Annotated in this window: 23 protein-coding genes; 11 read left to right on the top strand and 12 right to left on the bottom strand. The window is 69.4% G+C overall.

The genetic code is table 11. The annotated features are described in order from the left end of the window. Nucleotides 1–6 precede the first annotated feature (6 nt). The gene (locus CVO96_RS15010; protein WP_243398388.1) at nucleotides 7–1,866 is read left to right on the top strand and encodes a fasciclin domain-containing protein; all 1,860 of its coding nucleotides are present in this window, start codon (nucleotides 7–9) and stop codon (nucleotides 1,864–1,866) included. 224 nt (nucleotides 1,867–2,090) lie between these two features. Here the strand turns inward: CVO96_RS15010 and CVO96_RS15005 are convergent, their stop codons facing one another. The 3 genes from CVO96_RS15005 to CVO96_RS14995 all read right to left on the bottom strand — a co-directional run bounded on the left by CVO96_RS15005 (nucleotide 2,091) and on the right by CVO96_RS14995 (nucleotide 5,237). Continuing rightward, complete coding sequence (locus tag CVO96_RS15005; protein ID WP_103312915.1) at nucleotides 2,091–2,954, bottom strand: metallophosphoesterase family protein; 864 nt, start codon at nucleotides 2,952–2,954, stop codon at nucleotides 2,091–2,093. A 224-nt stretch (nucleotides 2,955–3,178) separates the two neighbouring features. Next, nucleotides 3,179–4,417, bottom strand: coding sequence for an ABC transporter permease (locus CVO96_RS15000; RefSeq protein ID WP_103312914.1), 1,239 nt, complete (start codon nucleotides 4,415–4,417; stop codon nucleotides 3,179–3,181). Between the two features lie 40 nt (nucleotides 4,418–4,457). Continuing rightward, nucleotides 4,458–5,237, bottom strand: a complete 780-nt coding sequence (locus tag CVO96_RS14995; protein ID WP_103312913.1) for an ABC transporter ATP-binding protein — start codon at nucleotides 5,235–5,237, stop codon at nucleotides 4,458–4,460. A 472-nt stretch (nucleotides 5,238–5,709) separates the two neighbouring features. Here CVO96_RS14995 and CVO96_RS14990 point away from each other — a divergent pair, with 472 nt between their 5' ends. Together CVO96_RS14990 and CVO96_RS14985 are read left to right on the top strand one after the other, a co-directional pair. Continuing rightward, nucleotides 5,710–6,219: a transcription initiation factor IIE subunit alpha family protein gene (locus tag CVO96_RS14990; RefSeq protein WP_103312912.1), complete on the top strand. Its 510-nt coding sequence runs from the start codon at nucleotides 5,710–5,712 to the stop codon at nucleotides 6,217–6,219. A 128-nt stretch (nucleotides 6,220–6,347) separates the two neighbouring features. Further along, the gene (locus CVO96_RS14985) at nucleotides 6,348–6,677 is read left to right on the top strand and encodes a cyclic-di-AMP receptor (protein WP_103313542.1); all 330 of its coding nucleotides are present in this window, start codon (nucleotides 6,348–6,350) and stop codon (nucleotides 6,675–6,677) included. Nucleotides 6,678–7,150: 473 nt separating this feature from the next. Here the strand turns inward: CVO96_RS14985 and polA are convergent, their stop codons facing one another. Both polA and glmM read right to left on the bottom strand, forming a co-directional pair. Then, nucleotides 7,151–9,919: a DNA polymerase I gene (polA, locus tag CVO96_RS14980; RefSeq protein WP_103312911.1), complete on the bottom strand. Its 2,769-nt coding sequence runs from the start codon at nucleotides 9,917–9,919 to the stop codon at nucleotides 7,151–7,153. Nucleotides 9,920–9,983: 64 nt separating this feature from the next. Further along, on the bottom strand, nucleotides 9,984–11,318 hold the full coding sequence (gene glmM / locus CVO96_RS14975; protein WP_103313541.1) for a phosphoglucosamine mutase: 1,335 nt from the start codon (nucleotides 11,316–11,318) through the stop codon (nucleotides 9,984–9,986). Between the two features lie 124 nt (nucleotides 11,319–11,442). On the opposite strand from glmM, the gene CVO96_RS14970 reads away from it, so the two are divergent. Beyond that, on the top strand, nucleotides 11,443–11,703 hold the full coding sequence (locus CVO96_RS14970) for a hypothetical protein (protein ID WP_103312910.1): 261 nt from the start codon (nucleotides 11,443–11,445) through the stop codon (nucleotides 11,701–11,703). A gap of 43 nt (nucleotides 11,704–11,746) precedes the next feature. Then, nucleotides 11,747–12,778, top strand: a complete 1,032-nt coding sequence (locus CVO96_RS14965; protein ID WP_103312909.1) for a phosphotransferase family protein — start codon at nucleotides 11,747–11,749, stop codon at nucleotides 12,776–12,778. On the opposite strand, the gene CVO96_RS14960 is transcribed toward CVO96_RS14965, so the two are convergent. After that, complete coding sequence (locus CVO96_RS14960) at nucleotides 12,730–13,845, bottom strand: DNA glycosylase AlkZ-like family protein (protein WP_243398387.1); 1,116 nt, start codon at nucleotides 13,843–13,845, stop codon at nucleotides 12,730–12,732. The genes CVO96_RS14965 and CVO96_RS14960 overlap by 49 nt on opposite strands. Before the next feature lie 199 nt (nucleotides 13,846–14,044). Then, nucleotides 14,045–14,962, bottom strand: a complete 918-nt coding sequence (locus CVO96_RS14955; protein ID WP_103312908.1) for a ferritin-like domain-containing protein — start codon at nucleotides 14,960–14,962, stop codon at nucleotides 14,045–14,047. A gap of 231 nt (nucleotides 14,963–15,193) precedes the next feature. On the opposite strand from CVO96_RS14955, the gene CVO96_RS14950 reads away from it, so the two are divergent. From CVO96_RS14950 to CVO96_RS20795, 4 genes are all read left to right on the top strand, one after another. Then, nucleotides 15,194–15,532 (top strand): histidine triad nucleotide-binding protein, encoded by a 339-nt coding sequence (locus tag CVO96_RS14950; RefSeq protein WP_103312907.1) that lies wholly within the window; start codon nucleotides 15,194–15,196, stop codon nucleotides 15,530–15,532. Further along, nucleotides 15,532–16,236: an HAD family hydrolase gene (locus tag CVO96_RS14945; RefSeq protein ID WP_103312906.1), complete on the top strand. Its 705-nt coding sequence runs from the start codon at nucleotides 15,532–15,534 to the stop codon at nucleotides 16,234–16,236. Before CVO96_RS14950 ends, CVO96_RS14945 begins: the two co-directional genes overlap by 1 nt. An 81-nt stretch (nucleotides 16,237–16,317) precedes the next feature. Next, on the top strand, nucleotides 16,318–16,620 hold the full coding sequence (locus CVO96_RS14940; RefSeq protein WP_103312905.1) for a PadR family transcriptional regulator: 303 nt from the start codon (nucleotides 16,318–16,320) through the stop codon (nucleotides 16,618–16,620). Beyond that, nucleotides 16,617–17,186 (top strand): hypothetical protein, encoded by a 570-nt coding sequence (locus tag CVO96_RS20795; protein ID WP_133161806.1) that lies wholly within the window; start codon nucleotides 16,617–16,619, stop codon nucleotides 17,184–17,186. Before CVO96_RS14940 ends, CVO96_RS20795 begins: the two co-directional genes overlap by 4 nt. Here CVO96_RS20795 and CVO96_RS14935 read toward each other — a convergent pair. Both CVO96_RS14935 and CVO96_RS14930 read right to left on the bottom strand, forming a co-directional pair. Continuing rightward, nucleotides 17,183–18,028: an IS3 family transposase gene (locus CVO96_RS14935; protein WP_103312904.1), complete on the bottom strand. Its 846-nt coding sequence runs from the start codon at nucleotides 18,026–18,028 to the stop codon at nucleotides 17,183–17,185. The two genes, CVO96_RS20795 and CVO96_RS14935, sit on opposite strands and share 4 nt — an antisense overlap. After that, nucleotides 18,025–18,324 (bottom strand): transposase, encoded by a 300-nt coding sequence (locus tag CVO96_RS14930; RefSeq protein ID WP_103312903.1) that lies wholly within the window; start codon nucleotides 18,322–18,324, stop codon nucleotides 18,025–18,027. The genes CVO96_RS14935 and CVO96_RS14930 overlap by 4 nt, the downstream gene beginning before the upstream one ends. 107 nt (nucleotides 18,325–18,431) lie before the next feature. Between CVO96_RS14930 and CVO96_RS14925 the strand changes: the two genes are divergently transcribed. Together CVO96_RS14925 and CVO96_RS14920 are read left to right on the top strand one after the other, a co-directional pair. Next, complete coding sequence (locus tag CVO96_RS14925) at nucleotides 18,432–19,004, top strand: hypothetical protein (protein WP_103312902.1); 573 nt, start codon at nucleotides 18,432–18,434, stop codon at nucleotides 19,002–19,004. Continuing rightward, entirely contained in the window at nucleotides 19,001–19,597 is a 597-nt protein-coding gene (locus CVO96_RS14920) for a hypothetical protein (protein ID WP_103312901.1), read from the top strand. Before CVO96_RS14925 ends, CVO96_RS14920 begins: the two co-directional genes overlap by 4 nt. Here CVO96_RS14920 and sdaAA read toward each other — a convergent pair. The 3 genes from sdaAA to hutH all read right to left on the bottom strand — a co-directional run bounded on the left by sdaAA (nucleotide 19,583) and on the right by hutH (nucleotide 22,966). Next, on the bottom strand, nucleotides 19,583–20,467 hold the full coding sequence (sdaAA, locus tag CVO96_RS14915) for an L-serine ammonia-lyase, iron-sulfur-dependent, subunit alpha (protein WP_103312900.1): 885 nt from the start codon (nucleotides 20,465–20,467) through the stop codon (nucleotides 19,583–19,585). The genes CVO96_RS14920 and sdaAA overlap by 15 nt on opposite strands. Nucleotides 20,468–20,612: 145 nt before the next feature. Next, entirely contained in the window at nucleotides 20,613–21,347 is a 735-nt protein-coding gene (locus tag CVO96_RS14910; RefSeq protein WP_103312899.1) for a c-type cytochrome, read from the bottom strand. A 92-nt stretch (nucleotides 21,348–21,439) separates the two neighbouring features. Then, complete coding sequence (hutH, locus tag CVO96_RS14905) at nucleotides 21,440–22,966, bottom strand: histidine ammonia-lyase (protein ID WP_103312898.1); 1,527 nt, start codon at nucleotides 22,964–22,966, stop codon at nucleotides 21,440–21,442. Between the last annotated feature and the right edge of the window lie 24 nt (nucleotides 22,967–22,990).

The following is a 22,990-nucleotide window of genomic DNA, read 5'->3' as shown; positions in this document are numbered from 1 at the left end:
GGCTTGATGCTTGCGACCCCGGCCTTCGCCGGTGGTGGCGGCGCCCCTGCCGCCCCCGCACCCGCCGGAGCCTGCAAGACCATCGCGCAGATCGTCGCCGGTGATCCCAACTTCTCCACCCTGGCCACCGCCCTGAACGCGGCCGGCCTGACCCAGACGCTGCAGAGCGGCCAGTACACGGTGTTCGCGCCGACCAACGCGGCCTTCGCCAAGCTGCCCAGCGACACGCTGGCGGCCGCCCTGAACGACACCGAACTGCTCAAGACCATCCTGCTGTACCACGTGGTTCCCGGCAAGGTCAGCGCCGCCCAGGTCAAGACCTCGACCTCCGTGAACACCGTGCAGGGCTCCGGCATTCTGGTGACCGTCAACGGCGCCATGGTCATGCTGGACAACGCCCGGGTGACCAAGGCCGATGTCGCGGCCTGTAACGGTGTCGTCCACGTGATCGACACGGTGCTGATGCCCGCCATGGAAGCCGCGGCGCCCGCCACCGAGGCTGCGCCCGCTGCCGAGGCCCCCGCGGCCGAAGCGCCGGCCGCTGAAGCTCCTGCTGCAGAAGCGCCCGCTGCCGAAGCCCCGGCTGCTGAGGCCCCTGCTGCAGAAGCGCCGGCGGCCGAGGCCCCCGCCGCCGAAGCCGCTCCGGCGGCCAGTGCGCCCCCCGCCGCCGACTTCATGGCGATCCCGGCCCTGCCCCTGAGCGGCGCCACGACGACCACAACCACCACCGATACCTCCACCACGACCACCACCGACACGGCGGCCACGACCACCGAGGCGGCTCCCGCGGCAGATACGGCCACGACCACCACGGACACGACGACGGCCACGACCGAAACGACGACCACCGAGGCGGCCCCCGCAGCAGACACGGCCGAAATAGCGTCGAACACGCTGTACGACGTCATCCTGAACGACGACCGCTTCTCGACGCTGCGTGACCTGCTGAGCGACGCCGGCCTGACCGACGTGCTGATGAGCAACGAGTACACGGTGTTCGCGCCAACCAACGCCGCCTTCGAGGCGGTCGACCCCGATACGCTGGCCCTGATCGCCAGCGATCCCGAGACCCTCAAGAAGGTGTTGCTGTACCACGTGGTCACGGGCAAGCAGACGGCCGAGCAGATCGGCGCCGTGGCCCAGCTGGCCAGCGCCGAGGGCGGCAGCCTGGATCTCAAGCTCGACGGCACCACCCAGACGGTGGGCGGCGCCAAGGTCGACGGCGCCGCCGTGGAAGCCAGCAACGGCAACATCTTCGTGATCGACAAGGTGCTGCTGCCCCCCAACCTGGTGCTCCCCGCCCCTCCCGCCGCGGCTGAGCCGGCCGCCGCCGCTCCGGCAGCGACCGCTCCGGCTGCGACGCCGGCGGCCACCACCCCCGCGGCCACCACGACCACCACCACGACGGCCACGGTGACCACCACGCCGGCAGCCGCCACCCTGGTCGAGCTGCTGCAGGGCCAGCCGCAGTTCAGCACCCTGGTCAGCCTGATCACCAAGGCCGGTCTGGTCGATACCCTGCTCAAGGGTGACTACACCGTGTTCGCGCCCACCAACGACGCCTTCGCCAAGGTGCCCCAGGCGACCCTGGACGCCCTGAACGCCGATCCGGCCAAGCTCAAGCAGGTGCTGCTGTTCCACGTGGTCAGCGGCAAGGTCGTCGACGACGGCCTGAAAGTGGCCCAGCTCCGCAGCGCCGAGGGCAGCTCCATCGATCTGCAGGCCGACGGCACGAGCTACAAGGCGGGCGTGCTCTCCGGCACCACCCTGACCGGCGGCAAGCTGGCGAACACCACCCCCCTGACCGCAGGCAACAGCGTGGTGTACACCCTGGACACCGTGCTGATCCCCCCGACCCTGAAGTAAGCTTCCTCGTCCCAGACCCGCCCAGCATCTATGGGCGGGTCTGTTGCTGTGCTGGGGGAGGCGGCTGGAGGGCTGTGAGCTCTGAGCTCTGGGCTATGAGCTCAGGGCTGGTGGTGCTCATAGCTCAGAGCTCAGAGCCCTGTGGGAAGGGGCGTGATACCGAGCCAGCCCCGTGAGAGCAGCCGTGCCCAGAAGTCCCTCAGGACGAACGCGGCTGGGCAGCTTCAGCGGGCCGGTTCGCGGGCGATCGGGAGCACGGAGCGCAGAAACGTCTCCCAGGTGGAGACCGTGCGGGGCAGTCCCTGTTCCTCCGTCCAGAGCCAGTACGGCGTGTACAGGCTCCGCGCCGTGATGACCTCCTGACGGAAGATCTCGGCGCTCAGGCCGGTCGAGAGCAGGCCACTGGACGCGAAGCGCGCGAGCACGGCCGACCGCTCGTAGGGGACGGCGCGGAAGTCCGGCTGCCAGACGCCGGGCGTGCCCGTGAGCAGCAGGTACTGGGCGCGTGGATCGCCGTTGGCGGGCGACCCGACGGAGCCGGTATTCAGCACCAGCGTGCCCGCGGTTCGGGCCTGGGCCGGTCGGTGGATGTGCGAGCCGACCAGCACGCTGTATTCGGCCCCGTCCGGCCCCTGGCGCAGTTGCCCGATGCGCTCGGCGGGGGTACGTTCGCTGATGCCCTCGCGGTAGTCGTCGGTCGTGCCGTGCGCGATCAGTACAGTGGGCAGCCCCGGCTCGCCGAGGCTCAGGGTCATGGGCCAGGCGGCGGGCACGTCGAGCAGCCCGGCCCTCTCCAGCTGCGCCGTGCTCCAGGCGGTGGCGCCCCAGAACGGATCGGCGAACCAGTCGGCGGGAAGGGCCGGGCTGCGGGCCTGCCAGAGCCTCAGCAGGTCGTCGTGGTTGCCCAGGGTGAAGGACACCGCCGGAAGCTGGAGCAGGCGTTCCAGAGCTGCCACGGAGTCCGGGCCACGGTTTACCACGTCGCCGTTGACGATCAGGCGTTCGGCGCCCTGCGAGCGCGCGTCGCCCAGTACCGCGTCCAGTGCGTCCAGGTTGCCGTGAATGTCCGCAATGATCGCCAGCCGCATCGCCGGGCATTCTAGGGCGCCCAGTCAGAGCAGACCGTCGCCGCGGCTCCTCACTTCGGGCGGGTGGGGTCTGCAAGGCGTCTCCCCTTCCCCGCTCACCCGGCGTCTGTCCATTGGCCGGACACCACCACAGATCCGGCCATCTCGCGTCAGTCCTTGGGTTCTCGGTGTCTGGTGTGGTGTCTGCTGTGCAGCCTTCCGAGGCCTGTCGGGTCGGAGACCGCTCAGTTCCTGAAGATGACCTCCTCGCGGTTGAACGAGCGCAGGGCCAGCGCGCCCAGCAGGGCGGCCCCCACCAGATTCGCCAGGATCGCGGGCAGGATGTGCGGCGGCGCCACCACCCCGCGCACGAGTTCCAGGATGGACAGCATGGCCCCGAACAGCGGCACCAGATAGATGCCCGCGCTGAGGCTCAGGAAGTCGCTGAACTGCAGCATCACGGCCGGCAGCACGATCGCCAGCGACAACGGCGCGATGTAGGTCTGCGCCTCCTTGAACGAGCGGGCGTAGATGCCCACGGCGATCAGCAGGGCGCTGATCAGCAGGGCGGCGCTCAGGGCCAGCCCCAGCAGCGCCAGGGTGCCGCCCAGGGTCAGGGTCAGCTGGCCCCCCAGAGCCTGGGTAATGTCACTGCTCGGGCCGCTGCGCCCGGTGGTCAGGCGGGCGACCAGGAGCCCGCTCAGCACGAAGCCCAGCACGCTGAAACTGGCGCTGGTCAGGGCGGTGAGGGTGGTCGCCAGCAGCTTGCCGGCCACGACCTCACTGCGGCGCACCGGCGACACCAGCAGGCTCTCCAGGGTGCCGCGTTCCTTTTCCCCGGCGGTGGCATCCACGGCGGTGGCCATCGCGCCGCTCAGGATGAACTGCAGCATCAGCATGGGGATCAGGAAGGCCAGCTGTCCGCTGCGCTGCTCCTGGGGCGGACTGGCGTCGACCGGGGCCACGGTGACCGGCGTGAGCGCCTGCTCGCCCAGGCCCAGGGTCTTCAGGCGGGCCAGGGTCAGCGTGCGGTTGTAGGTGTCGACCACGTCCCGCACCTTGCTGTAGGCCCCGGTCTGGGTTCGCATGTTGTTCAGCTTGGCGTAGACCTCCAGGCGGCCACGGCCCTGGCCCGCCTCGGTGGGAATCGCGGCGGTGGCCTGCACGGCGGCCTCGACCTCGCCAGACTGCACCGCCCGGCGCGCGTCCGTCACGGCCACGAGTTGCAGGCCCGCCCGCACCAGGGTGCCGTCCGGCAGGGTTTCGTCGCGGGTCAGGGCGCTCCTCAGGGTCTGCGGCAGGGTGCCGACCACCCCGAGTTTCTGCCGCTCCTGCTGCTGCCCCCCGATGAACCCCCCGAGCATCAGCGGCAGGCCCAGGGTGAACAGCGGGATCAGGATCATCGGCATCAGCACCGTGGCGGCGACCGTCCGGCGATCGCGCAGGGTGGAGAGCAGGTCGCGCGCCGCGATCCGCCAGACCATATTCCAGCGCAGCCAGCCAGAGGGCCGCCCAGGCCGCGCCTCAGACCGCACGCGGCCCTCCTCTCTGGCTCTGGCCTTTCTGGATCGGGCCGTCCCCGACCGGGCCTCCCCGGATCAGGGTGAAGAAGGCCCGTTCCAGGCTGGGCTCGCCCGTGTCGGCCAGGATGTCCGGAATGCGGCCCACAGTGCGGAGCTGCCCCTCGTGCAGGATCGCCACGCGGTCACAGACTTCCTCGGCCTCGCTCATCACGTGGGTGGAGTAGAGGGTCAGGCGGCCGGGCGCCCGCGTGGCGTGCACGAAGTCCAGCAGCGTCCGGCGGGCGAAGATGTCCAGGCCGCTGGCCGCCTCGTCAAGGATAAGCACCGCCGGGTCGTGGATCACCGAGCGGGCGATCACGACCTTCTGCTTCATGCCCGAACTGTATTCGCCGGCCCGCACGTCCAGGGTGCGGCCCAGCTCCAGCCGCTCGTCGAGCTCGGCGATCCGCGCCTCGGTCTGCGCCTGGGTCAGGCCGTAGAGGCCGGCGAAGGAGCGCAGCACCTCCCGGCCGGTCAGGCGCGCGGGCAGACCCATGCCGCCGTTGACCACACCCACGATGCGGCGCACGGCCTCGGGCTCGCGTAGGACGTCGAGCCCGTTGACCCTGACGGTGCCGGAGGTGGGGAGCAGCAGGGTGGCCAGGATTCTGAGCAGCGTGGTCTTGCCGGCGCCGTTTGGGCCGAGGAGGCCGAAGACCTCGCCCTCCGGGGCCTGGAGGCTCACCCCGCGCAGGGCCTGGAATGAGCCGTAGGTCTTGGTGATGTTCTGGATCTCAAGCATGTCGCTCCGGGAGGGTCATGGGACAGGAAGGGGGAAGGGGGGGCGGGCGTGGGCTGGGAGGCCGGGGACGGGCCCGCAGTCTCCCCCGGTACGGGGAATAAGAGACCAGAGTTGCAATCGTCCATTTCGACAGCCACAGGGGCGGCTCTCAGGGAGGCCCCGGGGGCGGCCCTTCATATCTGTCCTTCCCAGAGGGACAGGGCAGCCCAGCTATACAATGCGGCTACCTCCTGAGTGCCGATAGACACGGCATTCACCCCGGTAGGGACGGTAAAACCCTAAATGTCAACACCCCCGCGGCTCATCCAAAATGAGAAAAAACCTGAATATAATAGGAAAGTTGCACCGAAGGGTGCACTTGTACCCGGTCAAGCGAACACCCCCCGCACTGCGTCTCGCCTGACACCCCCCTCAACCTGCGGAGCTGCCACCAAGCCTGACGGAGCCGCAGTCCATCACCGGAGGAGTTTGCATGTTCAATCCCCCCACCCTCGAAGATCTGCAGGAAACCCGCCGCGCCAACGAAAAGCTGGTGCTCAAGGCCCTGGACAGCAAGCCCGAATGGGTCGAAACCGAACTCGCCAAGACCACCAGCCTGGCCCTCTCGCACCTGCGCGCCGCGCTGGCCAGCCTGCTCGACCAGGGCCGCGTGCGCCGCCTGCCCGGCACCGGCACCCGCGCCGTGTACGGTCTGGCCGACCCCGGTCTGGCCGACGTGCCCGCCACCCCGCTGACCAGCGACGCCAAGAAGGTGCGCGACTACCTCGAGGGCCGCGCCGACAGCGCCCTGTACATGAGCGACCAGCTCCGCATGACCCGTGAAGACGTCATGACGGCCCTGAGCCTGCTCAACGCGCACGGCATGATCACCTGCACCTTCGTGGGCAGCCTGGTCATCTTCCGGTTGAAAGAAACCCAGGCGCTGGGCCAGGAACAGGCCGCGCCCGAGAAGATCGCCACCCGCAAGAAGCAGGTCGCCTAAGCTTCAGCCGGCCTCCGGGGCCTCTCCGGAGGCCCTTTTTTCATGCCGGCAGACGGTCGTGCTTGGCCACTTCGCGCCCGCCGACGCCCTGACCGTGCCTTCACACCCCGTTTGATATGCTGCGCCGCATGAAGCTGGTTCTCGCGGTCATTCAGGATGCAGACGCCTCGGCACTGATGCGCGTGTTGTCCGAACAGGCCTTCGAAGTGACGAAACTCGCCAGCACGGGCGGCTTCCTGCGTGAAGGCAACACCACCCTGATGATCGGCGTGAGTGACGAGCGCATGGAGGATCTCAAGCGCCTGGTGCGCCAGACCTGCCGCACGCGTACCCGGCTGGTCGCCCCCAGCGTGCCCATGGGCGAGCAGAACGAGAGTCTGGTCAGCGACCCGGTGGAGGTGCCGGTGGGCGGCGCCGTGATGTTCGTGATGGGCGTGCAGGAATTCGTCAAGGTCTGAAGCTCGAAGTGAGCCCTGGCGCCGCCGGTTCCCCCCGGAGCTGCGCGGCGCTGCTGTAGAGCGGATACACAGCGCTCCACGTGACAGAGCCTCGCGACCGCCTCGTAAGCATCACGGTTACCCCTGAGCCAATGGGGTTGAGGCACAAGCCCGCCTGGTGAATCGTCAGACCCGACCTCACGGCTCCAAAGCCACGTGGAGGAAGGTCAGCAGGCGCTCGTGGCAACCGACGGCCAGCACCCCGGTTCATCTGCACCAGCACAGGATGGACAGGGGCAACGGTCAACCCAGGCAGCGTGGAGCCTGACGTGCGGCTCAGGATGCCACTCAGGCTCGGGTGGCGCCGGCTCTGCCCATCTGCCACTGCTTATCGCCCACCGACCTCCACCCGATCCACACAGCCTCCAGGCCATGGTTTTGCGGGTGACATGACGCTCGGGCGGTCCGCCTGACCCCGGAGCCTCCCTGCTTCCCTACTTCGTGTCGTACCAGTTGGGCCCCACGCCGACCTCGACGGCCAGCGGCACCTTGAGCTGGGCGGCACCCTCCATCAGTTCGCGGGTAATGGCCGCCACCTGATCCGCCCGGTCTTCGGGGGCCTCGATCAGCAGTTCGTCGTGTACCTGCAGCAGCAGCCGGGCGCCCAGGGCGTCCAGCTCACGGTCGAGCCGGATCATGGCGAGCTTGATGATGTCGGCCGCCGTGCCCTGGATGGGCATGTTGTAGGCCAGCCGCTCGCCGGCCTCGCGCAGCGTGCGGTTCGTGGCGACCAGTTCGGGCACGTAGCGGCGCCGGCCATACAGGGTCTCCACGTAGCCGTGCGTGCGGCCGAATTCCAGCGTGCGGTCGATGTAGCCCCGGATGCCCGGATAGGTGCTGAAGTACACCTCGATGAAGCCGGCCGCGTCGGCGTAGGGAATGCCCAGGTCGTTCGAGAGGCGGTGGGCGCTCATGCCGTAGAGCACGCCGAAGTTGACCGTCTTGGCGGCGCGGCGCTGGTTGGGCGTGATGGTCGCCTCGTCCAGGCCCAGCACCTGCGCGGCGGTGCGGCGGTGGATGTCGGCGCCCTCGGTGAAGGCCTGCTGCATGAGCGGATCGTCGGCGATGTGGGCCAGGAGCCGCAGCTCGATCTGCGAATAGTCCGCGCTGATCAGACAGAAGCCCTCGTCGGCGATGAAGCCCTTGCGGATCTCGCGGCCCTGCTCGGAGCGGATGGGGATGTTCTGCAGGTTCGGGTTCAGCGAACTCAGGCGGCCGGTGGCGGCGGTGGTCTGGTTAAAAGTGGTGTGCAGCCGCCCGGTGCGCCGGTTCACGAGGTTCGGCATCGGCTCCAGGTACGTGCCGCGCAGCTTTTCCAGCTCGCGGTATTCCAGCAGCGCGGGGATGATGGGGTGTTCGTCGCGCAGCGGCTCCAGGGCGGCCACGGCGGTCGAGCGCTTGCCGGTCAGTTTGGTCTTCTTGCCGCTGGCCAGCCCCAGTTCGTCGTAGAGCACGGCTTCGAGCTGATCGCGGCTGCGGATCTGGAACTCGCGGCCCGCCAGCGAGTGGATCTGGGCCTCCAGGGTTCGGATCCGCACGCCCATCTGCGCGGCCAGGGTCTGGATGTACTCGGTATCCAGCCGGACACCCCGCACCTCCATGCGCGAGAGCACCTTCGCCAGCGGGCGCTCCATATCGTCGTAGAGCGTGCGGCGCGCCTCGTCGAGCTGCCCTGGCAGCACCCGCAGCAGCTCCGCCGTGATCGCCGCCCGGCCCGCCGCGTCGGCCGGCCAGGGCAGGCGCAGGTAGCGCTCGCAGGCGGTCGCCATGGTGGTGTTCGTGGGGTCGAGCAGGTACGCCATCAGCAGGGGGTCGTCGCCGGGCTCGACCACCGTGCCGCGCACGCTGAGGTGGGCCGAGAGCGCTTTGGCCCCCGCCGCCCGCACCTCGCGCTGCCCGATGAACTCGGCGTCGTCCACGGTGGCGGGGAACTGGCCGCGCAGCTTCGCGGTGGCCCTGTCCTGCTCCTTGCGGGCCTTCTCGGCCGCCTTCTGCTGGGCCTTGTTGGGCGGATCGGCGCCCAGTTCCTCACCAAACAACCCCACCGGCCGCGCCGCCTCGACCGCCCGCTGCCACTCGTCGGGCTCCTGGGTCGGGGCACTCCGAACCACGGCCACCCCGTCCTCCAGCTCATAGGTGGCGGCGCCCAGCAGCGCGGCCGTCAGGTCGTCCTCGCGCGACAGGACATAGCCCCAGACCACGTCCTGACCGGGAGTCCGCCAGGGCCGCACCTCGGGCGCCTCCAGCGGCTCGCCCCCCTCCTGCGCCGGGCGATCCGCCGCGGGGGCCGAGCGCTCGCCCGCGTCCAGCACGGCGTCGGGCAGGGCCGACTCCTGGCCGTCCAGGCCGGCCACGTCGCGCTTGACCGAGTGCAGGTCGAGTTCGCTGAGCAGTTCCTCCAGCCGCGCCGGATCGCCGGGCAGCCGGCCCCGGCCCAGGTCGACCTGCAGCGGCAGGTCGGTGACCATGCACGAGAGCTGGTGGCTGAACTGGACGGCTTCTTCCGAATCGAGCAGCTTCTGTCGGGTGCCGTCGGGCTTCAGGGTGCCGGCCCGCGCCGCCTCGTAGACGCCCTCCAGCGTGCCGTATTCCTGCAGCAGCTTGGCCGCCGTCTTGGGGCCAATGCCCTTGGCGCCGGGGATGTTGTCGCTGGCGTCGCCCGTCAGGGCGCGGTAGTCCACCCACTGGCGCACGGTCACGCCGTATTTCTCCAGCACCTCGGCCGGGCCCATCAGCTTGAAGTCGTTGGTGATGACCTTGACGTGGTCATCGAGGAGCTGATAGGCGTCGCGGTCGCTGGTCACGATCCGCACCTGCATGCCGGTGCCCTCGGCCATGCGGGTCAGCGTGGCGATCACGTCGTCGGCCTCGTAGCCGGGTTCCTCCAGGCGCGGCAGCCCCAGCGCGTCCACGATCTCGCGGATGCGGTTGATCTGCTTCGGCAGGTCGGCGGGCGTGTCGGCGCGGCCGGACTTGTAGCCGTCGAACTGCACGTGCCGGAAAGTCTTGACCGGCGGGTCGAAGACCACGATCACCTGATTGCTGCGCTGGCGCACCAGCCGCAGCGTGAGGCGCAGGAAGCCCAGGATGGCGTTGGTCGGCTCACCGGAGCGGCTGGTGAGCGGCGGCAGCGCGAAATAGGAGCGGAAGGCCAGCGCGTGCCCGTCAATCAGCACCAGCGTGTCGGGAGAGCCGGAGGTCATGCCAACGATTCTACTGTGGGCGTAATGCTCCGGAGGCGCCGCTGATCTGGGCCAGCCCCGCCGTTCAGCTCCCGAGCTGTCCCCGCTGCTCGACCAGCCCCGCCAGCGTGCGCGCGATCTCGTGGATCTCGGCGCTGTCCTGGCCCTCGACCATCACGCGGATCAGGTTCTCGGTGCCGCTGGGGCGCAGGTTCACGCGGCCCCGCCCGGAGAGCCGCGCCTCGGCCTCGGCCACGGCCGACAGCACCACCTCGTCGCGGGCGATGGCCTTCTTGTCGCCCACCCTGACGTTCACCAGGGTCTGCGGGAACATCACCAGGTCGTCGTGCAGGGAATCCAGCGAGGTGTTCAGCCGCCGCATGCTCGCCAGGGTCAGCAGCGCCGTGAGCACGCCGTCGCCGGTCGGGGAGATGTCGAGGAACAACACGTGTCCGCTCTGCTCGCCGCCCAGATGCAGGCCCTGGCCGTGCAGCCGCTCGTGGACATAGCGGTCGCCCACCGCCGTACGCTCCAGCGCGATGCCCGCTTCCCGGAGCCGCACCTCCAGCGCCATGTTCGCCATGATCGTCGTGACCACCGACTTCTCGCCGCGTGCGCGGGCGTTCAGGAGCAGCATGTGGTCGCCGTGCACCACGTTCCCCCGCGAATCCACGAACAGGGCTCGGTCGGCGTCGCCGTCGAAGCCGATTCCCAGGTCGTAGGGGCCCTCCCGCACGATGCGCTGCAGGTGATCGAGGTGCGTGGAGCCGCAGCCCCGGTTGATGTTGCGGCCGTCGGGCGTGGTGTACACCGCGAACACGTCGGCGCCCGCCGCCTGGAAGACCTTGGGCGCCACCCGGTAGGCCGCGCCGTTCGCGCAGTCCAGGGCGATCTTCAGGCCGCGCAGGTCGGGCGCGTGGGATCGCAGGAAATCCACGTACAGCCGCTCGGCCTCGGTGTAGTTGGTCACGCCCCCCAGGCGCACCCCGGTGACCGGCACCAGCCGCGCCACGCGGTCGAGGGCTGCTTCGATCTCCAGCTCCGTGGTGTCCGAGAGCTTCTGGCCGTCGGCGCCGAAGAACTTGATGCCGTTGTCCTCGTAGGGGTTGTGCGACGCACTGATGACTACGCCGGCCGCCGCCCCGAGGTGACGGGTCAGGTAGCTCACCCCAGGGGTAGGCAGCACGCCCACGTGGATCACGTTCACGCCCCGGCTGGTCAGCCCGGCCGCCAGGGCCGCCTCCAGCATGTCGCCGCTCTGTCGGGTGTCCTTGCCGATCACGACGCTGGCGGCGGGGTGGCGCTGCTGCAGCACCTCGCCGGCCGCCGCGCCCAGGGCCATGACCCAGCCGGCCGTGAGGGGGTGCTCGCCCGCCACGGCCCGGACACCATCGGTGCCAAAATACTTCCGCTCGCTCACTGCGCTGCTCATATGGGGCCCATCATAAGCGCCTGAGTAGGGTGTGTAACAGGCTCATGCCTGAACCGGGATCAGCCTCGTGAAATCGGGGAACCCTGGACTGCCGTCCTCCGTACCTGGGGGCATGAGTGGATTCTCGGTCGGATCGTTTTCCTTCAGTCGCAGTGGTCACCGCCGCCGGGGTGGACTGGCAGGTGGGCTCGCGGGGGGCCTGCTGGGCCACAGCCACAGCCATTCCAGCGGACACCGGGGCCGCTACGTGCAGGGCGGCCACTACCGTCAGGTGCGCCGCTCACGCGGGCCGCTGGGCTGCCTGGGCGCTTTCGTGGTGGCGGCGCTGGCCCTGGGCGGCGGCCTGCTGGGCGTGGTGACCCTGCTGGCCTGATGGGGGCTGGCCTGATGGGGGCCGGCCTGCTGGGGCTGACCTGATGGGGGCGGCCCTGCCGCGTCCCGTCGCCCTGCTCGGTGACGTCTGGGACGCCCTGCGCGGCCACGGCCCGGTGCTCGCTGCCTGGATCTGGCCGCGCGACCTGCGGGCGCTGTTTCCGGGCCCCCGCCGCGTGGTGGAAGCCTGGACAGGCGAGGGGGCGGCCTTCGCCCGCTATGCCTCGGCCCACGGCCCGCTGTTCCTGAAGTACCTGCCGGCCGGCTGGGCCGACGGGCGCGCGGCGCAGCGCCTGGCCCGCGAGAGCGCCTACCTGCGCGACCTCGCGCCGCTGTCGCCCGTGCGCCACGCACCGCACCTCCACTCGGCCGGGGGGCCCGGCGGCACGCGGGCCCATCTGCTGACCCGCGACCTGACGGACGAGACCACCGGCTGGGGCGCCTTCCAGACCGACGGGGCGCGCGAGGCCGCGCTGCTGGAGGTGGTGCGCCTACTGGCCCGGCACCACGCCTTCTGGAGCGGGCCGGGTCTGCCCCACCTGCGGGGCGACTGGGCCTGGAACCCCTCGGGAACGCTCGAACGGGCCGGGCGCATGGCGGCGCAGACCTGGAGGTATGGCCCGGCAGAGGGGGCCGTGCAGGACATCGTGCAGGCCCTGCCGAAGCTGCTCTCGCATTCCCGCGTGGTCACGCTGGCCCACGGCGACATCCATTCCGGGCAGGTGCTGTGGCCGCGCTCCGGCGAGGAGGCGGTGCTGATCGACTACGGCCAGACGCACCCATCCGTGCTGGGTGAGGATCTGGCGCACCTGCTAGCCATCCGCCTGAACGCCGCCGAACGCGCCCGACTGGGGCCGGCGCTGCGGGAGGCGTACCGGGAGGAACTGGCCGAACACGGTCTGGCGCTCACACCCTCAGCCCTGGCCGACGAGGAGCGGGCAGGGCTCGCGCTGAATGTCCTCTCGACCATCCGGCAGGCTCACCGGCAACCGGGCAGCGGCGTGATCCAGGCGCAGGAGGACGTCCTTCAGGCCTGGGCGGAGGCGGAGGTCTCCAGGCCCAGGAATGTCCGGTAGCGGCCCAGTGCCGCGTCCAGCCCCTTCCTGAGCGTCGCCGTCTCGCGCACACCCGGCACGAAGCCGACCTCGGCGCGCAGCTCGCTCCCCTCTACCCTGAGGTTCGCCCAGCCGACCGCGCGTTCGTTCTGAAAGACCGGCAGGGCGTAGTAGCCCATCGTGCGTCTGGCGGGCGGGGTGTAGGCTTCGAAGCGGTAAGCCCAGCCGTGCAGGTGCTCGAAACGCCGCCGATCCCAGACCAGTGGGTCGAAGGGGTTCACGATGCGGACGCCGCGCGGGGTGGGGGCGCCCTGCGGATCGTTGTCCAGTGTCCAGACGTAGCGCAGGCCATCCACTTTCGCACCAGCCAGTTCCTCCTTCACGGCCTGCCGGAACGCCAGACGCAGCGCCGTTCTCAGGTGCGGAAAGCCGAAGCCCGACAGCGAGGTCAGGTAGCCCAGGCTGGCCTCCGGCAGCGGGCCGTACAGCGCGGCGAGCAGATGCACGGCCGCGCGCAGCCGCTCGGGTTCGGGCAGGGGCGCAGCCCGCAGCGCCTCCAGATGCGGGGCCACGCCGTAGACCCGCACCCCGCCGGATCGCCGGGTCACGCGGGCCTCGCCCCGGTAGTGCAGGGCGTCCAGCGCGCGGGTCGTGGCGCTGCTCTGCCCTCCCCAGTAGTTGGACGCCGTGCGCCTGCCCAGCGCGGCGACCAGCTCCTTGGGGTGCAGCTCCCCGCGCTCCCGCAGCAGCGCCCGCACCTCGTCCAGCAGCTCCGGGTGCTCGCGCTCGATGCGGGTGGACTCGACCACGCGCGGGTGGAGCAGCGCCTGCACCGCCCGGGGCACGAAGCCGTAGTTGGGGATCATGTCCTCCTCGGCGTCCAGCTCCGGGTAGAGCCGCTCCAGATCGCCGGCACGGTAGCCGGGCACGCGCGCCATCAGGGTCAGGTCCTGGGCGCGCGCCGGGGCCCGGATGGGATCGGCCTGCAGGAAGCCCATGGCGTTCAGGGCCGCCTGTACCGACGGCTGACGCTCCAGGGTGCGGCGGGCGGCGGCGCGCAGGTCGGCCGGGGTGGGCGCAGGGGTCACTCCCTCAGGCTATCAACCCCATGAGGCACACAGGGAGGCGGCCCGGAACCACGTCCAGGCCGCCTTTCTCTGTTCCGCCGAAGTGCTCTGCTTCCGAGACCTGCCAGGACACCACCGGCAGATCCCTCCTTCGCCGCACTCCGGCCGCCACTTCTTCTCGCTCCGCTCGGGTGCGCCTAGAGCACACCTGAAGTCTGGCTTACTTGATCGAGCCGTTCAGCCCGTTCGGGTAGAAGCCGCCCTTGCTGGCGTTCGGCGCCAGGTAGACGATGTTCAGCACCTCGCGGGTGGTGCGGCCGTAGGCCACGCCGTTCATGTCCGCCGGGGCGATGACGGCCCTGCCCCTGGCGTCGCTCAGGCCCATGTCCTTGCCGCCGCCGACCTTGGCGCGCAGGGCGCTGATGGCGCCGACGACCTGGCCCACGTACAGTCCGGCCGCCGCCGTGACCTGACGCTGCTGGTAGAGCATGGTGCGGATGGCGCCGCCGTGGTAGGCCTCGACGGCCAGGATGCCCGCCGCCGCCTGCAGGTAGGCCGGGTTGGTGATCAGCGTGGCCGCGCCGTTGTAGGCCGTGACGCCCACGTCCTCGAAGATGAAGGCGCCGTGCAGGAAGAACAGGTCGTTGGCGTAGGGGTTGAAGCCCTTGATCGCGCCGCCCGAGGCCGCCTGACCGGCCGCGTCGAAGGCGCCGCTCAGGTCGATGACGGGCCGCATGACCGCGCCCTTGCCCAGCGCGCCGTGCAGGAACTTGACGTGCTGCAGCTCGTCCTCGGCGATGTCGTTGGCCAGCGCCTGCACGTTGCTGTCCTTGAACTGCATCCCGCGCGTCATGTCCAGGTTCTTGGGCAGCCGGATCTCGGCGCCGCCGCCGATGGCGCGCAGTTCGTTGACCCGGCCCACGGCCGCGAGGTAGAAGGCCGCTTCGAGGTATTCCAGGTTCAGGGCGAAGTTCAGCACGTCGCCGTCGATGTCCTTCTTGGGCGCGGCCAGGGCGCCCGTGCCGGCCAGCCCAAAGGCGGCGGTGCCCAGGCCGATCTTGCCCAGGAAGCCCAGCGCGGCGCGGCGGTTGAGGGTGTCGGTGGTGGCAGTCGTGGTCTGGTCGTCGATGGTCGTCATGGTCGGTCTCCTGGGAGGGGGTGCAAGGGCCCGCGGAGCACGCCGCGGGGGCGTGACCCGGTGAGGGGCTGCGGAGGATGGTCACGCCGGGCCGGTGAGGGGCTCACCCTGGGGCGTTCGTCTGACATCCAGCTATAAGCGGCGGCCGGGCGGATCGGATCACGCCTCCCCCCGAGATGAACGCCAGATGAAGCCCCAGCCTGGACGGGCCCGGCGGGTAGAGTGAACCCCATGACGTCCCAGCCCACCCTGTTCGAGCGCATCATCGCGCGGGAGATTCCCAGCGAGATCGTGTACGAGGACGACCGGTACATCGCCATCCGCGACGTCGCCCCGAAGGCGCCGATCCACCTGCTGGTCATCCCGAAGAAGGTCACGGCGCGCATCGACGAGATCACCGACGCCGCCGAACTGGGCGAGCTGTGGCTGACCGCGCTGAAGGTCGCCCGGATGCACGCCCAGGACTACCGCCTGCTGGTGAACTGCGGCGCTGGGGGCGGGCAGGTCATCTTCCACACGCACATCCACATCCTGGCCGGCTGGGAGCACGGCCCGGACTCCGATACGTGATGCCGGAAGTGGAGTTCGCGGCCGTCCTGTTCGATCTCGACGGCGTGCTGGTCGATACCGAGACCATCATCGGGGCGCTGTGGGCCGAGATCTTCGCCGAGCGCGACCTGCACCTCAGCGCGGCCGAGATCACCCGCCTGACCTCCGGGCAGCGCTTCGAGGGCGTGCTGAGAGCGCTGGAGGAGGGGCGCGGCTGGAAGGCCCCCGAGGACTTCCTGCCCATGCTCGGCGAGCGCTTCAACGGCGCCTTCTCGCACGTCCCACTGATCGAGGGCGCGGCCGAGACGCTGGGCGCGCTCCGGACGGCAGGCATCCCGTTCGCGGTGGCGAGCAACAGCGAGAAAAACCGCCTGAAGATGAAGCTGGACGGCGCCGGGCTGTCCGCGCTGGTCGGCCCCCACGCCTACGATCCCTCGTTCGTGGGCGGCCTGGGCAAACCCCACCCGGAGCTGTACCGCTACGCCGCCGCTCAACTGGGCGCCGACGTGACGCGCTGCGTGGTGATCGAGGACAGCGCGCCGGGGGCGAGTGCCGGCGTGGCCGCCGGGGCGACCGTGTGGGGCCTGCTGGCGGGCGGCCACCTGACCCACGACGGGCACCTGACCCACGATGGGCGTGAGGCCCTACAGGAGGTCGGCGTGACCCGCTTCCTGCACTCTCACGCCGAGCTTCGGGAAGCACTCGGGCTGCAGACGCTGGCCTGATCGGAAGACGCTGGCCTGATCGGACTCCGGGCCACCCACTCCGCCGCTTGACTTTAAAGTCTATATATGTCGAAATAGGACATGCCCCGCTCCCCGAATACCAGCCCGCACACCCGCGCCGTGCTGCACAGCCTGCTGGATACCTACCCCAGCCACACCTACGGCTACGACCTGAGTAAAGCTACGGAGCTTAAAAGCGGCACCCTCTACCCCATCCTGCAACGGCTGCACGAGCAGGGCTATCTGGACGCCCGGTGGGAGGACTCGCCGCATCCGGGCAAGCCGCCCCGCCACATCTACCGCCTGAGTGACGCCGGCCTGAAGCTGGCGCGCGAGCGGCACGACTCTCAGCCGGTACGCACCCTGAAAGGAGCGCTGACATGACCCCTGAAGAGTGGAAAACAGGAATTGAAAACGAGGCGGCGAGCGTGGAGGATGGAGAATGGGAGCGCGAGGCCCGCCGCAGCGGCCGTGTCCTGCATTTCCGCAGTCGAGCAAACCTGATGGCCGCAGCCACCTTGATCTATGTCGTCCTGGGTACTGTGATGACCGCTGGGTTTAATGCCTTGAGCCTCAGCACTGGCGTATCCGGGCAACCATACCTTCCAGCTTTGGCGCTCGGGGGGCTGGCCCTGCCCTGCATGATCGCCTACCAGCTGACCGAACGGAACATCAGGCCGTTCCCGGTCAGGCTGGTGCATCTGGTCTCGACACTGCTGCTGTCTCTACTGGCCAGAGTTGTGACGCTGCCGATGCCCACGAGCTGGTCGGGGGCCATTTACCTGCCAATGGATCTACTGCCCTCAATCCCTGTAGAGATAGCCTGGCCACAACTCGGATCGATGCTGCTGATCAACACTCTTGCTGTGACATTAGGCATCGGCCTGGCACACCTTTCTCGATACTGGAGTGAACCCAATCGACCGCGCCACGGGGCAAGTCACTTCTAGGCGTGATGATAGCGGGTGGCGAATTCGGCGGGTGGAACGTAGCCCAGGCTGGAATGGAGGCGTTCGCGGTTGTACAGCGTCCCGATGTAGTGGTCGATGTGCTCACGGGCGTCGTCCAGATCGACATACTCCTGCACATTGACCTCCTCGGTCTTCAGGGTCTTGTAGAAGCTTTCCATCCGGGCATTGTCGTAGGGATTGCCCGTCCTGGACATGCTTGGCGTGATGCCCATGGCTTTCAAGCGGTCAATGTACAGCCGGCTGGCGTATTGCGACCCCTGATCCGAGTGGTGCAGCAGACCAGGAGCAGGACAACGCGCTGTCAGCGCGTTGTTGAGCGCTGTAAGGGGTAGATCGACGTCCATGAACTTCGACATCGCCCAGCCCACGATCTCGCGAGTACAGCTGTCCAGCACACAGGCCAGGTACACAAAGCCGTCCTGCACGCGGACGTACGTCAAATCGGACTGCCAGACCTGATCCGGTTTGACCGCCTCGACCTGTGGGAGCAGATTCGGGAAGCGAGTCTCGCTGTGCTTGGAATCGGTGGTCGCCTGGTACCGGCGCCTGGGACGGCACAGCAGCCGACGTTCCCGCATTACGCGCAGGACACGTTTGTGGTTCGCCCGGTGTCCCCGGCGCGCCAGTTCACGAGTGACTCGCCGATACCCGTAGCCGCTCCACTTCAGCACCACGGCCTCAATCTCCTTGGCCAGCGGTTGATCGGGGTCGGCCACCTCCCGGCCCTGCTGCTCGAGGTACCAGGAGCGGCTGACATCGTGGAGCTGGCACAGTCGACGTACCGACACCTCAGGATGCGCGCTGCGCGCATCCTGGATCATTTGGTGCCGCTGGTCGAGCGGTACGTCGACAAGGACTTTTTTAAGATTGAGTTCTCCAGCGACAACTGGCCGCAGTGACGCTCCAGTTCAGCGATTCGCAGCTCAGCGCTACGATCCGTTGCGGCCCCGTCGGTGAACGCGGCCACGCCACGCGCCTCGACCTCCTTACGCCACCGGTGAATCAGACTTGGGGCGAGAGCGTGCTCGCGGCTGAGTTGAGCGGTGGTGCGCTGGCCTGAATTGATCTGGCTGACCACTTCCAGTTTGAACTCTCGGCTGTGCTGACGTCCGGGCATGCGGGCTCCTTCGCGGTGTGGTCAGCGTAACGGCTGACCAGAGCGAAGTGTCTTGCCTCGTGGCCCGGGGTCGGGGGTGCACTCCAATACCGCCGGAGGCTTGTCGTATGACCCCCGACGACTGGAGGCTGGCTATGGAGCACGAGGCGGCCCACAGCACGGACGGCCCCTGGGCGCTTGAGGCCCGTTGGACAGCGCGTCGGCTTCGGCCCTGGCCTCTGAGAGCTGAACTGACCATTCCTGCGGTGGCCCTAATGATGAACGGCATTGTCCTGACCACGCTCATGGCTGCCTGCATCCGGTCGCAAGTGTTGAGGGAATACGACCCGCTGGGGTTCTGGGTGCTGGAGCGGACGAGCTACGGCTCCCTGATCGAAATCCACTATTACGTCGTTCCGCTGATCCTGGCCGTCGTGATGGGTCTGGGAGGAGTCCGGCCGGGCGTTCTGGCTCTGATGGGCGCCGCTTCGATCATGCTGTGCAGCGCTGGGGCGTGGATGTACACCCTGTTCAACGCCCCGATGACATTTTCAACCGTTGGGGGCGAGGAATCGGTGAATCTCATGGGGTATGCGGCCCTCGGGGGCTGGTTCCGTATGCTCCTGACGGCAGTGCTGATGTGGATGGGCGCAGCAGCCTCCAGCCGCCTTCAGGCATTCCTCTTCAGGAGATCGACATGACCCCCGACGAGTGGAGGCTGGCTATGGAGCACGAGGCGGTAACCGTGCAGGACGCGGTGTGGGGCAGGGAAACACGGAACATGGCGCGAGACTGGGACCGACCTCTCGCCGATACGGGGATCGCGCTCGGCGTGGCGCTTGCACTGGCCGCCTTCTGGCTGGTCGGCCTGGTGGCCGTGTCCAGAGTCGCCTGGAAGATGGATCAGAACGTGCTCGGTGCCTGGATGAACGTCCACCCCGCCCGCTTCGACCTGCTCTTTCTGGGTACGTTGGGTCTGGCCGGTCTGCTGCTCGGCTGGCATGGGCTCCGGCCCGGACGGGTGGCGGCGGTGCTGGCCTGCCTGCCGCTGGTGCTCTGGCTGCTGAGCCTGGGCGTGCGATCAGAAGGCGTCTGGAGCGAGGCCGGTGAGTCGTTCCAGGCGTTCTCCACAGACTTCGCCGTCTATCAGCTCAGTTGGGCCAGTCTGACGTTCGCAGGCGGGACGGCAATGGCCGGTTTCCTCAGCACCTGGGCCGGCCGGCGCGCCTCTCAGGCGTGGCTGCGGGGCAAATCCAAGCCGAGCACCACTCTCCCCTCCTCAGGCCATCGGTAAATCGATCATCCCACCCGTCTCGCCGCCCTTGCCCTCCATGCGCTCGGTCACGGCCAGCCCGGTCGGGGTCTGGGCCAGCCCCCCCTCGGCGGTCTCTCGCAGGGCGGCGGGCATCATGCGGCCCACCGAGGCCATGGCGCCGAGCACCTCGTCGGGGGGAATGAAGCTCTCCAGCTGCGCCAGGGCGAGCTGAGCGGCGCTGACGGCGTGCACCGCGTAGAAGGCGTTGCGGCTCACACAGGGCACCTCGACGTAGCCGCCCACCGGATCGCACACCAGCCCGATGGTGTTCATCAGGGCCATGGAGGCGGCGTGGACGGCGGCGCGCGGGGTGCCGCCCAGCAGCTCGACCACGGCGGCGGCGGCCATCGCGGCGCTGGAGCCGATCTCGGCCTGACAGCCCCCGGCGGCGCCCGAGATGAACATGCGCCTGCTGATCGCCTTGCCGATGCCGGCCGCCAGGATCATGGGATCGACCAATCGCTCGTCGGGCAGCCCCAGGTGGTCGGCCACGCCGATCAGGGCGCCGGGGATGGTGCCCGCGCTGCCGGCGGTGGGCGCCGCGACGATCTTGCCCATGCGGGCGTTCTCCTCGTTCACGGCCATCGCGTAGGCCTGCACCCGCCTCAGCAGGGGCGCGCCCAGCACGTCCGGCGCGTCCCACAGACCCTTGGCGTTCCAGCCCACCATGCCGGTGATGCTCCTGGCGTCACTGCTCAGGCCCCGCTCGATGCTCTCGCGCATCTGCCCGATGCGCCGCAGCATCTCGGCGCGGATGTCCTGGGGGTCGAGGCCGGTCTCAGCGCAGTCCTGGGCGAGAATCCAGGCGGAGGCCGGGGAGGGGGCGTTGAGAATGTCGTCTAGGGTCATGGGCGCAACCTCGGCAGCGGAACTCTGGGGCAGTGGTCTAGACGAATAGCTTAGCGGGTCGGCCCGCCCCAGCCCTTCCTCTGTCCCACAATGCTGACCCGCGTTCCCGGCCCACCCGCCCGGGATGCGCCCGACGCCTCCCAGACTATTTCAGCGGGGTCGCCAGATCCTTGGCACTCAGCGCGGCGGGGCCGCCGGCGACCTTGTTGCGGTCGAGGAGGAACGCCACGACGTCCAGATACTGCTGCTCGCTGAGGGTGCCCGGCGCGTTCATGGGCATGGCTTTGGACACCAGCCCGTGCAGCTCGCCGGCCGTCGTCCACTTGGAGATAAAGTCCGTGCCCAGCAGCTCAGGCGCGCGCCCGCCCTGCAGGGTCGCTCCGTGGCAGCCCTGACAGCTGCTGGCGAACACCGCCGCGCCCGCCTGCACCTGGGTGGCGCGCGGGGTGGCGGCCGCCGCCTTCACGGCCGGCTGGGTCAAGCTGGCGCGGGTCAGGCCGGTCTTGGGGAGGGCCACGCCGTTGCGGTCGAACAGGAACGCCACCACGTCCAGATACTGCTGGGGCTTCAGGCTGGCGGGCGCGTTCTTGGGCATGGTCTTGGAGACCTTGGTGTGCAGGTCGGCGAGCGTGTGCGTGCCGCCCGCGTATTTCGCCAGCAGGCCCGCGCCCAGCAGCGCCGGGCCACGGACACCCTGCAGCTTGTCGCCGTGGCAGCCCTGGCAGCTTTTCGCGTAGACCGCGGCGCCGGATTTGACCTGGGTGGCCAGCGGATCAGCCGCCGCCGATGTGGCGGGCGTCGCCAGGGCCACAAGGAACACGCCCCCCAGCCCCACGCCCAGAAGACCGCCGGCCAGCGCGTTGTTCGTCAGAGTTCGCATGTCCAACCTGCCTTTGGCGGCAGGCCTGGGCACGCCGCCCTGATGGAAGATGACTCCAGGCTACTCCCCTCGCCGTGCCCGCCGGAACGGACTTAGGTCGGAGCGCCGTCTGGCGTCGAGGGTTCGCGGGCCACCCGCAGCAGCTCGCCGCTCCGCACCATCTCCACGATCCGCAGCAGATCGGGGCGGTAGTAACGGTCGCTGGTCATGTTGGGAATCCGGGCGCGGATGTGCTCCCAGGCCGCCTGCACGCCCCGCCCGGCGCGCAGCTGCTGGAAGTCGAGCGCCTGGGCCGCGCACATCAGCTCGATCCCGACGACGTTCTGTACGTTCTCCAGGATGGCCCGCAGCTGGCGTGCGCCGTGGGCGCCCATGGAGACGTGATCCTCCTGGTTGGCGCTGGTGGGAATGGTGTCCACGCTGGCCGGGTGCGCCAGCACCTTGTTCTCGCTGACCAGCGCGGCGGCGGTGTACTGCGCGATCATGAAGCCGCTGTTCAGGCCACCCTGCGGCGCCAGGAAGCCCGGCAGGCCGGACAGGGCGGGGTTCAGGAGCTGCTCGCAGCGGCGCTCCGAGATGCTGCCCAGCTCCGCCACCGCCACCTTGAGCGCGTCGATGGTCACGGCGAGCGGCTGCCCGTGGAAGTTCCCGCCGGACACGACGTCCCCAGTGTCCGGGAAGATCAGGGGGTTGTCGGTCACGGAGGCGAACTCGACCGCCAGCACCCGCGCGGCGTGCTCCAGCGCGTCATGGCTGGCCCCGTGCACCTGGGGCGCGGCCCGCAGCGAGTAGGCATCCTGCACCTTGCCGTCTCCGACGAGGTGCGACGGGGCGATCTGCGAGTCCTGCAGGAAGGAGCGCAGTTCCGAGGCGACCGCCACCGCGCCCGGATGGGGCCGCAGGCGCATCACGTCCGCCTGGAAGGGCCGGTGCGAGCCGTACAGCGCCTCCACGGTCATGGCCGCCGCGAGGTTCGCCGTGCCAAGCAGCGTGCGCGCGTCCGCCACCGCGAGGGCCAGCAGGCTGCCCATCAGCTGCGTGCCGTTGATCAGCGCCAGCCCCTCCTTGGCCTGCAGGGTCAGCGGGCTCAGGCCCAGGGCGCTGAGCACGTCCGCGCTGGGCCGCGCCGCGCCCCGGTACTCCATCTCCCCCAGCCCGATCAGGCCCAGCGCCAGGTGCGCCAGCGGCGCAAGGTCCCCCGAGGCCCCCACGCTGCCCTGCGCCGGGATGACCGGGTGTGCCCCCGCGTTCAGCAGAAAAAGCAGCAGCTCCACGACCTCCGGCCGCACGCCCGAGTGGCCCAGGGCCAGCGACTGCGCCCGCAGCAGGATCATGCCGCGCACGACCTCGGCGGGCAGGTTCTCCCCCACCCCGATGGCGTGCGACATGATCAGGTTGTGCTGCAGCTGCTCCAGCCCCGCGCGCGGCACCTGCACCGAGGCGAACTTCCCGAAGCCGGTGTTGACCCCGTAGACCGCCGCCTCGCCGTCCACGATCCGCTCGATGACCGCCCGCGCCCGCAGGATGCGGCTCCTCGCGGCCGGGGCCAGTTCGACGGCCTCGCCGCCGCGCACGACGGACAGGAAGGCTTCAAGGGAGAGGTGCTGGTCGAGGATCACGGGGGCTCCTTCGGAGGGGGGATG

This window comes from Deinococcus koreensis, assembly GCF_002901445.1.
GTDB lineage: Bacteria > Deinococcota > Deinococci > Deinococcales > Deinococcaceae > Deinococcus > Deinococcus koreensis.
The sequence above is the reverse complement of the archived record's forward strand: the minus strand, read 5'-3'. Positions and strand labels throughout refer to the sequence as shown.

Coding starts and splice junctions, on each gene's coding strand:
- CVO96_RS14930 (WP_103312903.1), bottom strand. CDS start 18,324: ATGCCCGGACGTCAGCACAGCCGAGAGTTCAAACTGGAAGTGGTCAGC.
- sdaAA (WP_103312900.1), bottom strand. CDS start 20,467: ATGACCCTAGACGACATTCTCAACGCCCCCTCCCCGGCCTCCGCCTGG.
- CVO96_RS15000 (WP_103312914.1), bottom strand. CDS start 4,417: ATGGTCTGGCGGATCGCGGCGCGCGACCTGCTCTCCACCCTGCGCGAT.
- CVO96_RS14970 (WP_103312910.1), top strand. CDS start 11,443: ATGAGTGGATTCTCGGTCGGATCGTTTTCCTTCAGTCGCAGTGGTCAC.
- CVO96_RS14955 (WP_103312908.1), bottom strand. CDS start 14,962: ATGACGACCATCGACGACCAGACCACGACTGCCACCACCGACACCCTC.
- CVO96_RS14935 (WP_103312904.1), bottom strand. CDS start 18,028: ATGATCCAGGATGCGCGCAGCGCGCATCCTGAGGTGTCGGTACGTCGA.
- CVO96_RS20795 (WP_133161806.1), top strand. CDS start 16,617: ATGACCCCTGAAGAGTGGAAAACAGGAATTGAAAACGAGGCGGCGAGC.
- CVO96_RS15005 (WP_103312915.1), bottom strand. CDS start 2,954: ATGCGGCTGGCGATCATTGCGGACATTCACGGCAACCTGGACGCACTG.
- CVO96_RS14920 (WP_103312901.1), top strand. CDS start 19,001: ATGACCCCCGACGAGTGGAGGCTGGCTATGGAGCACGAGGCGGTAACC.
- CVO96_RS14945 (WP_103312906.1), top strand. CDS start 15,532: ATGCCGGAAGTGGAGTTCGCGGCCGTCCTGTTCGATCTCGACGGCGTG.
- CVO96_RS15010 (WP_243398388.1), top strand. CDS start 7: ATGCTTGCGACCCCGGCCTTCGCCGGTGGTGGCGGCGCCCCTGCCGCC.
- CVO96_RS14990 (WP_103312912.1), top strand. CDS start 5,710: ATGTTCAATCCCCCCACCCTCGAAGATCTGCAGGAAACCCGCCGCGCC.
- CVO96_RS14985 (WP_103313542.1), top strand. CDS start 6,348: ATGAAGCTGGTTCTCGCGGTCATTCAGGATGCAGACGCCTCGGCACTG.
- CVO96_RS14995 (WP_103312913.1), bottom strand. CDS start 5,237: ATGCTTGAGATCCAGAACATCACCAAGACCTACGGCTCATTCCAGGCC.
- CVO96_RS14950 (WP_103312907.1), top strand. CDS start 15,194: ATGACGTCCCAGCCCACCCTGTTCGAGCGCATCATCGCGCGGGAGATT.
- CVO96_RS14965 (WP_103312909.1), top strand. CDS start 11,747: ATGGGGGCGGCCCTGCCGCGTCCCGTCGCCCTGCTCGGTGACGTCTGG.
- CVO96_RS14940 (WP_103312905.1), top strand. CDS start 16,318: ATGCCCCGCTCCCCGAATACCAGCCCGCACACCCGCGCCGTGCTGCAC.
- CVO96_RS14925 (WP_103312902.1), top strand. CDS start 18,432: ATGACCCCCGACGACTGGAGGCTGGCTATGGAGCACGAGGCGGCCCAC.
- CVO96_RS14910 (WP_103312899.1), bottom strand. CDS start 21,347: ATGCGAACTCTGACGAACAACGCGCTGGCCGGCGGTCTTCTGGGCGTG.
- polA (WP_103312911.1), bottom strand. CDS start 9,919: ATGACCTCCGGCTCTCCCGACACGCTGGTGCTGATTGACGGGCACGCG.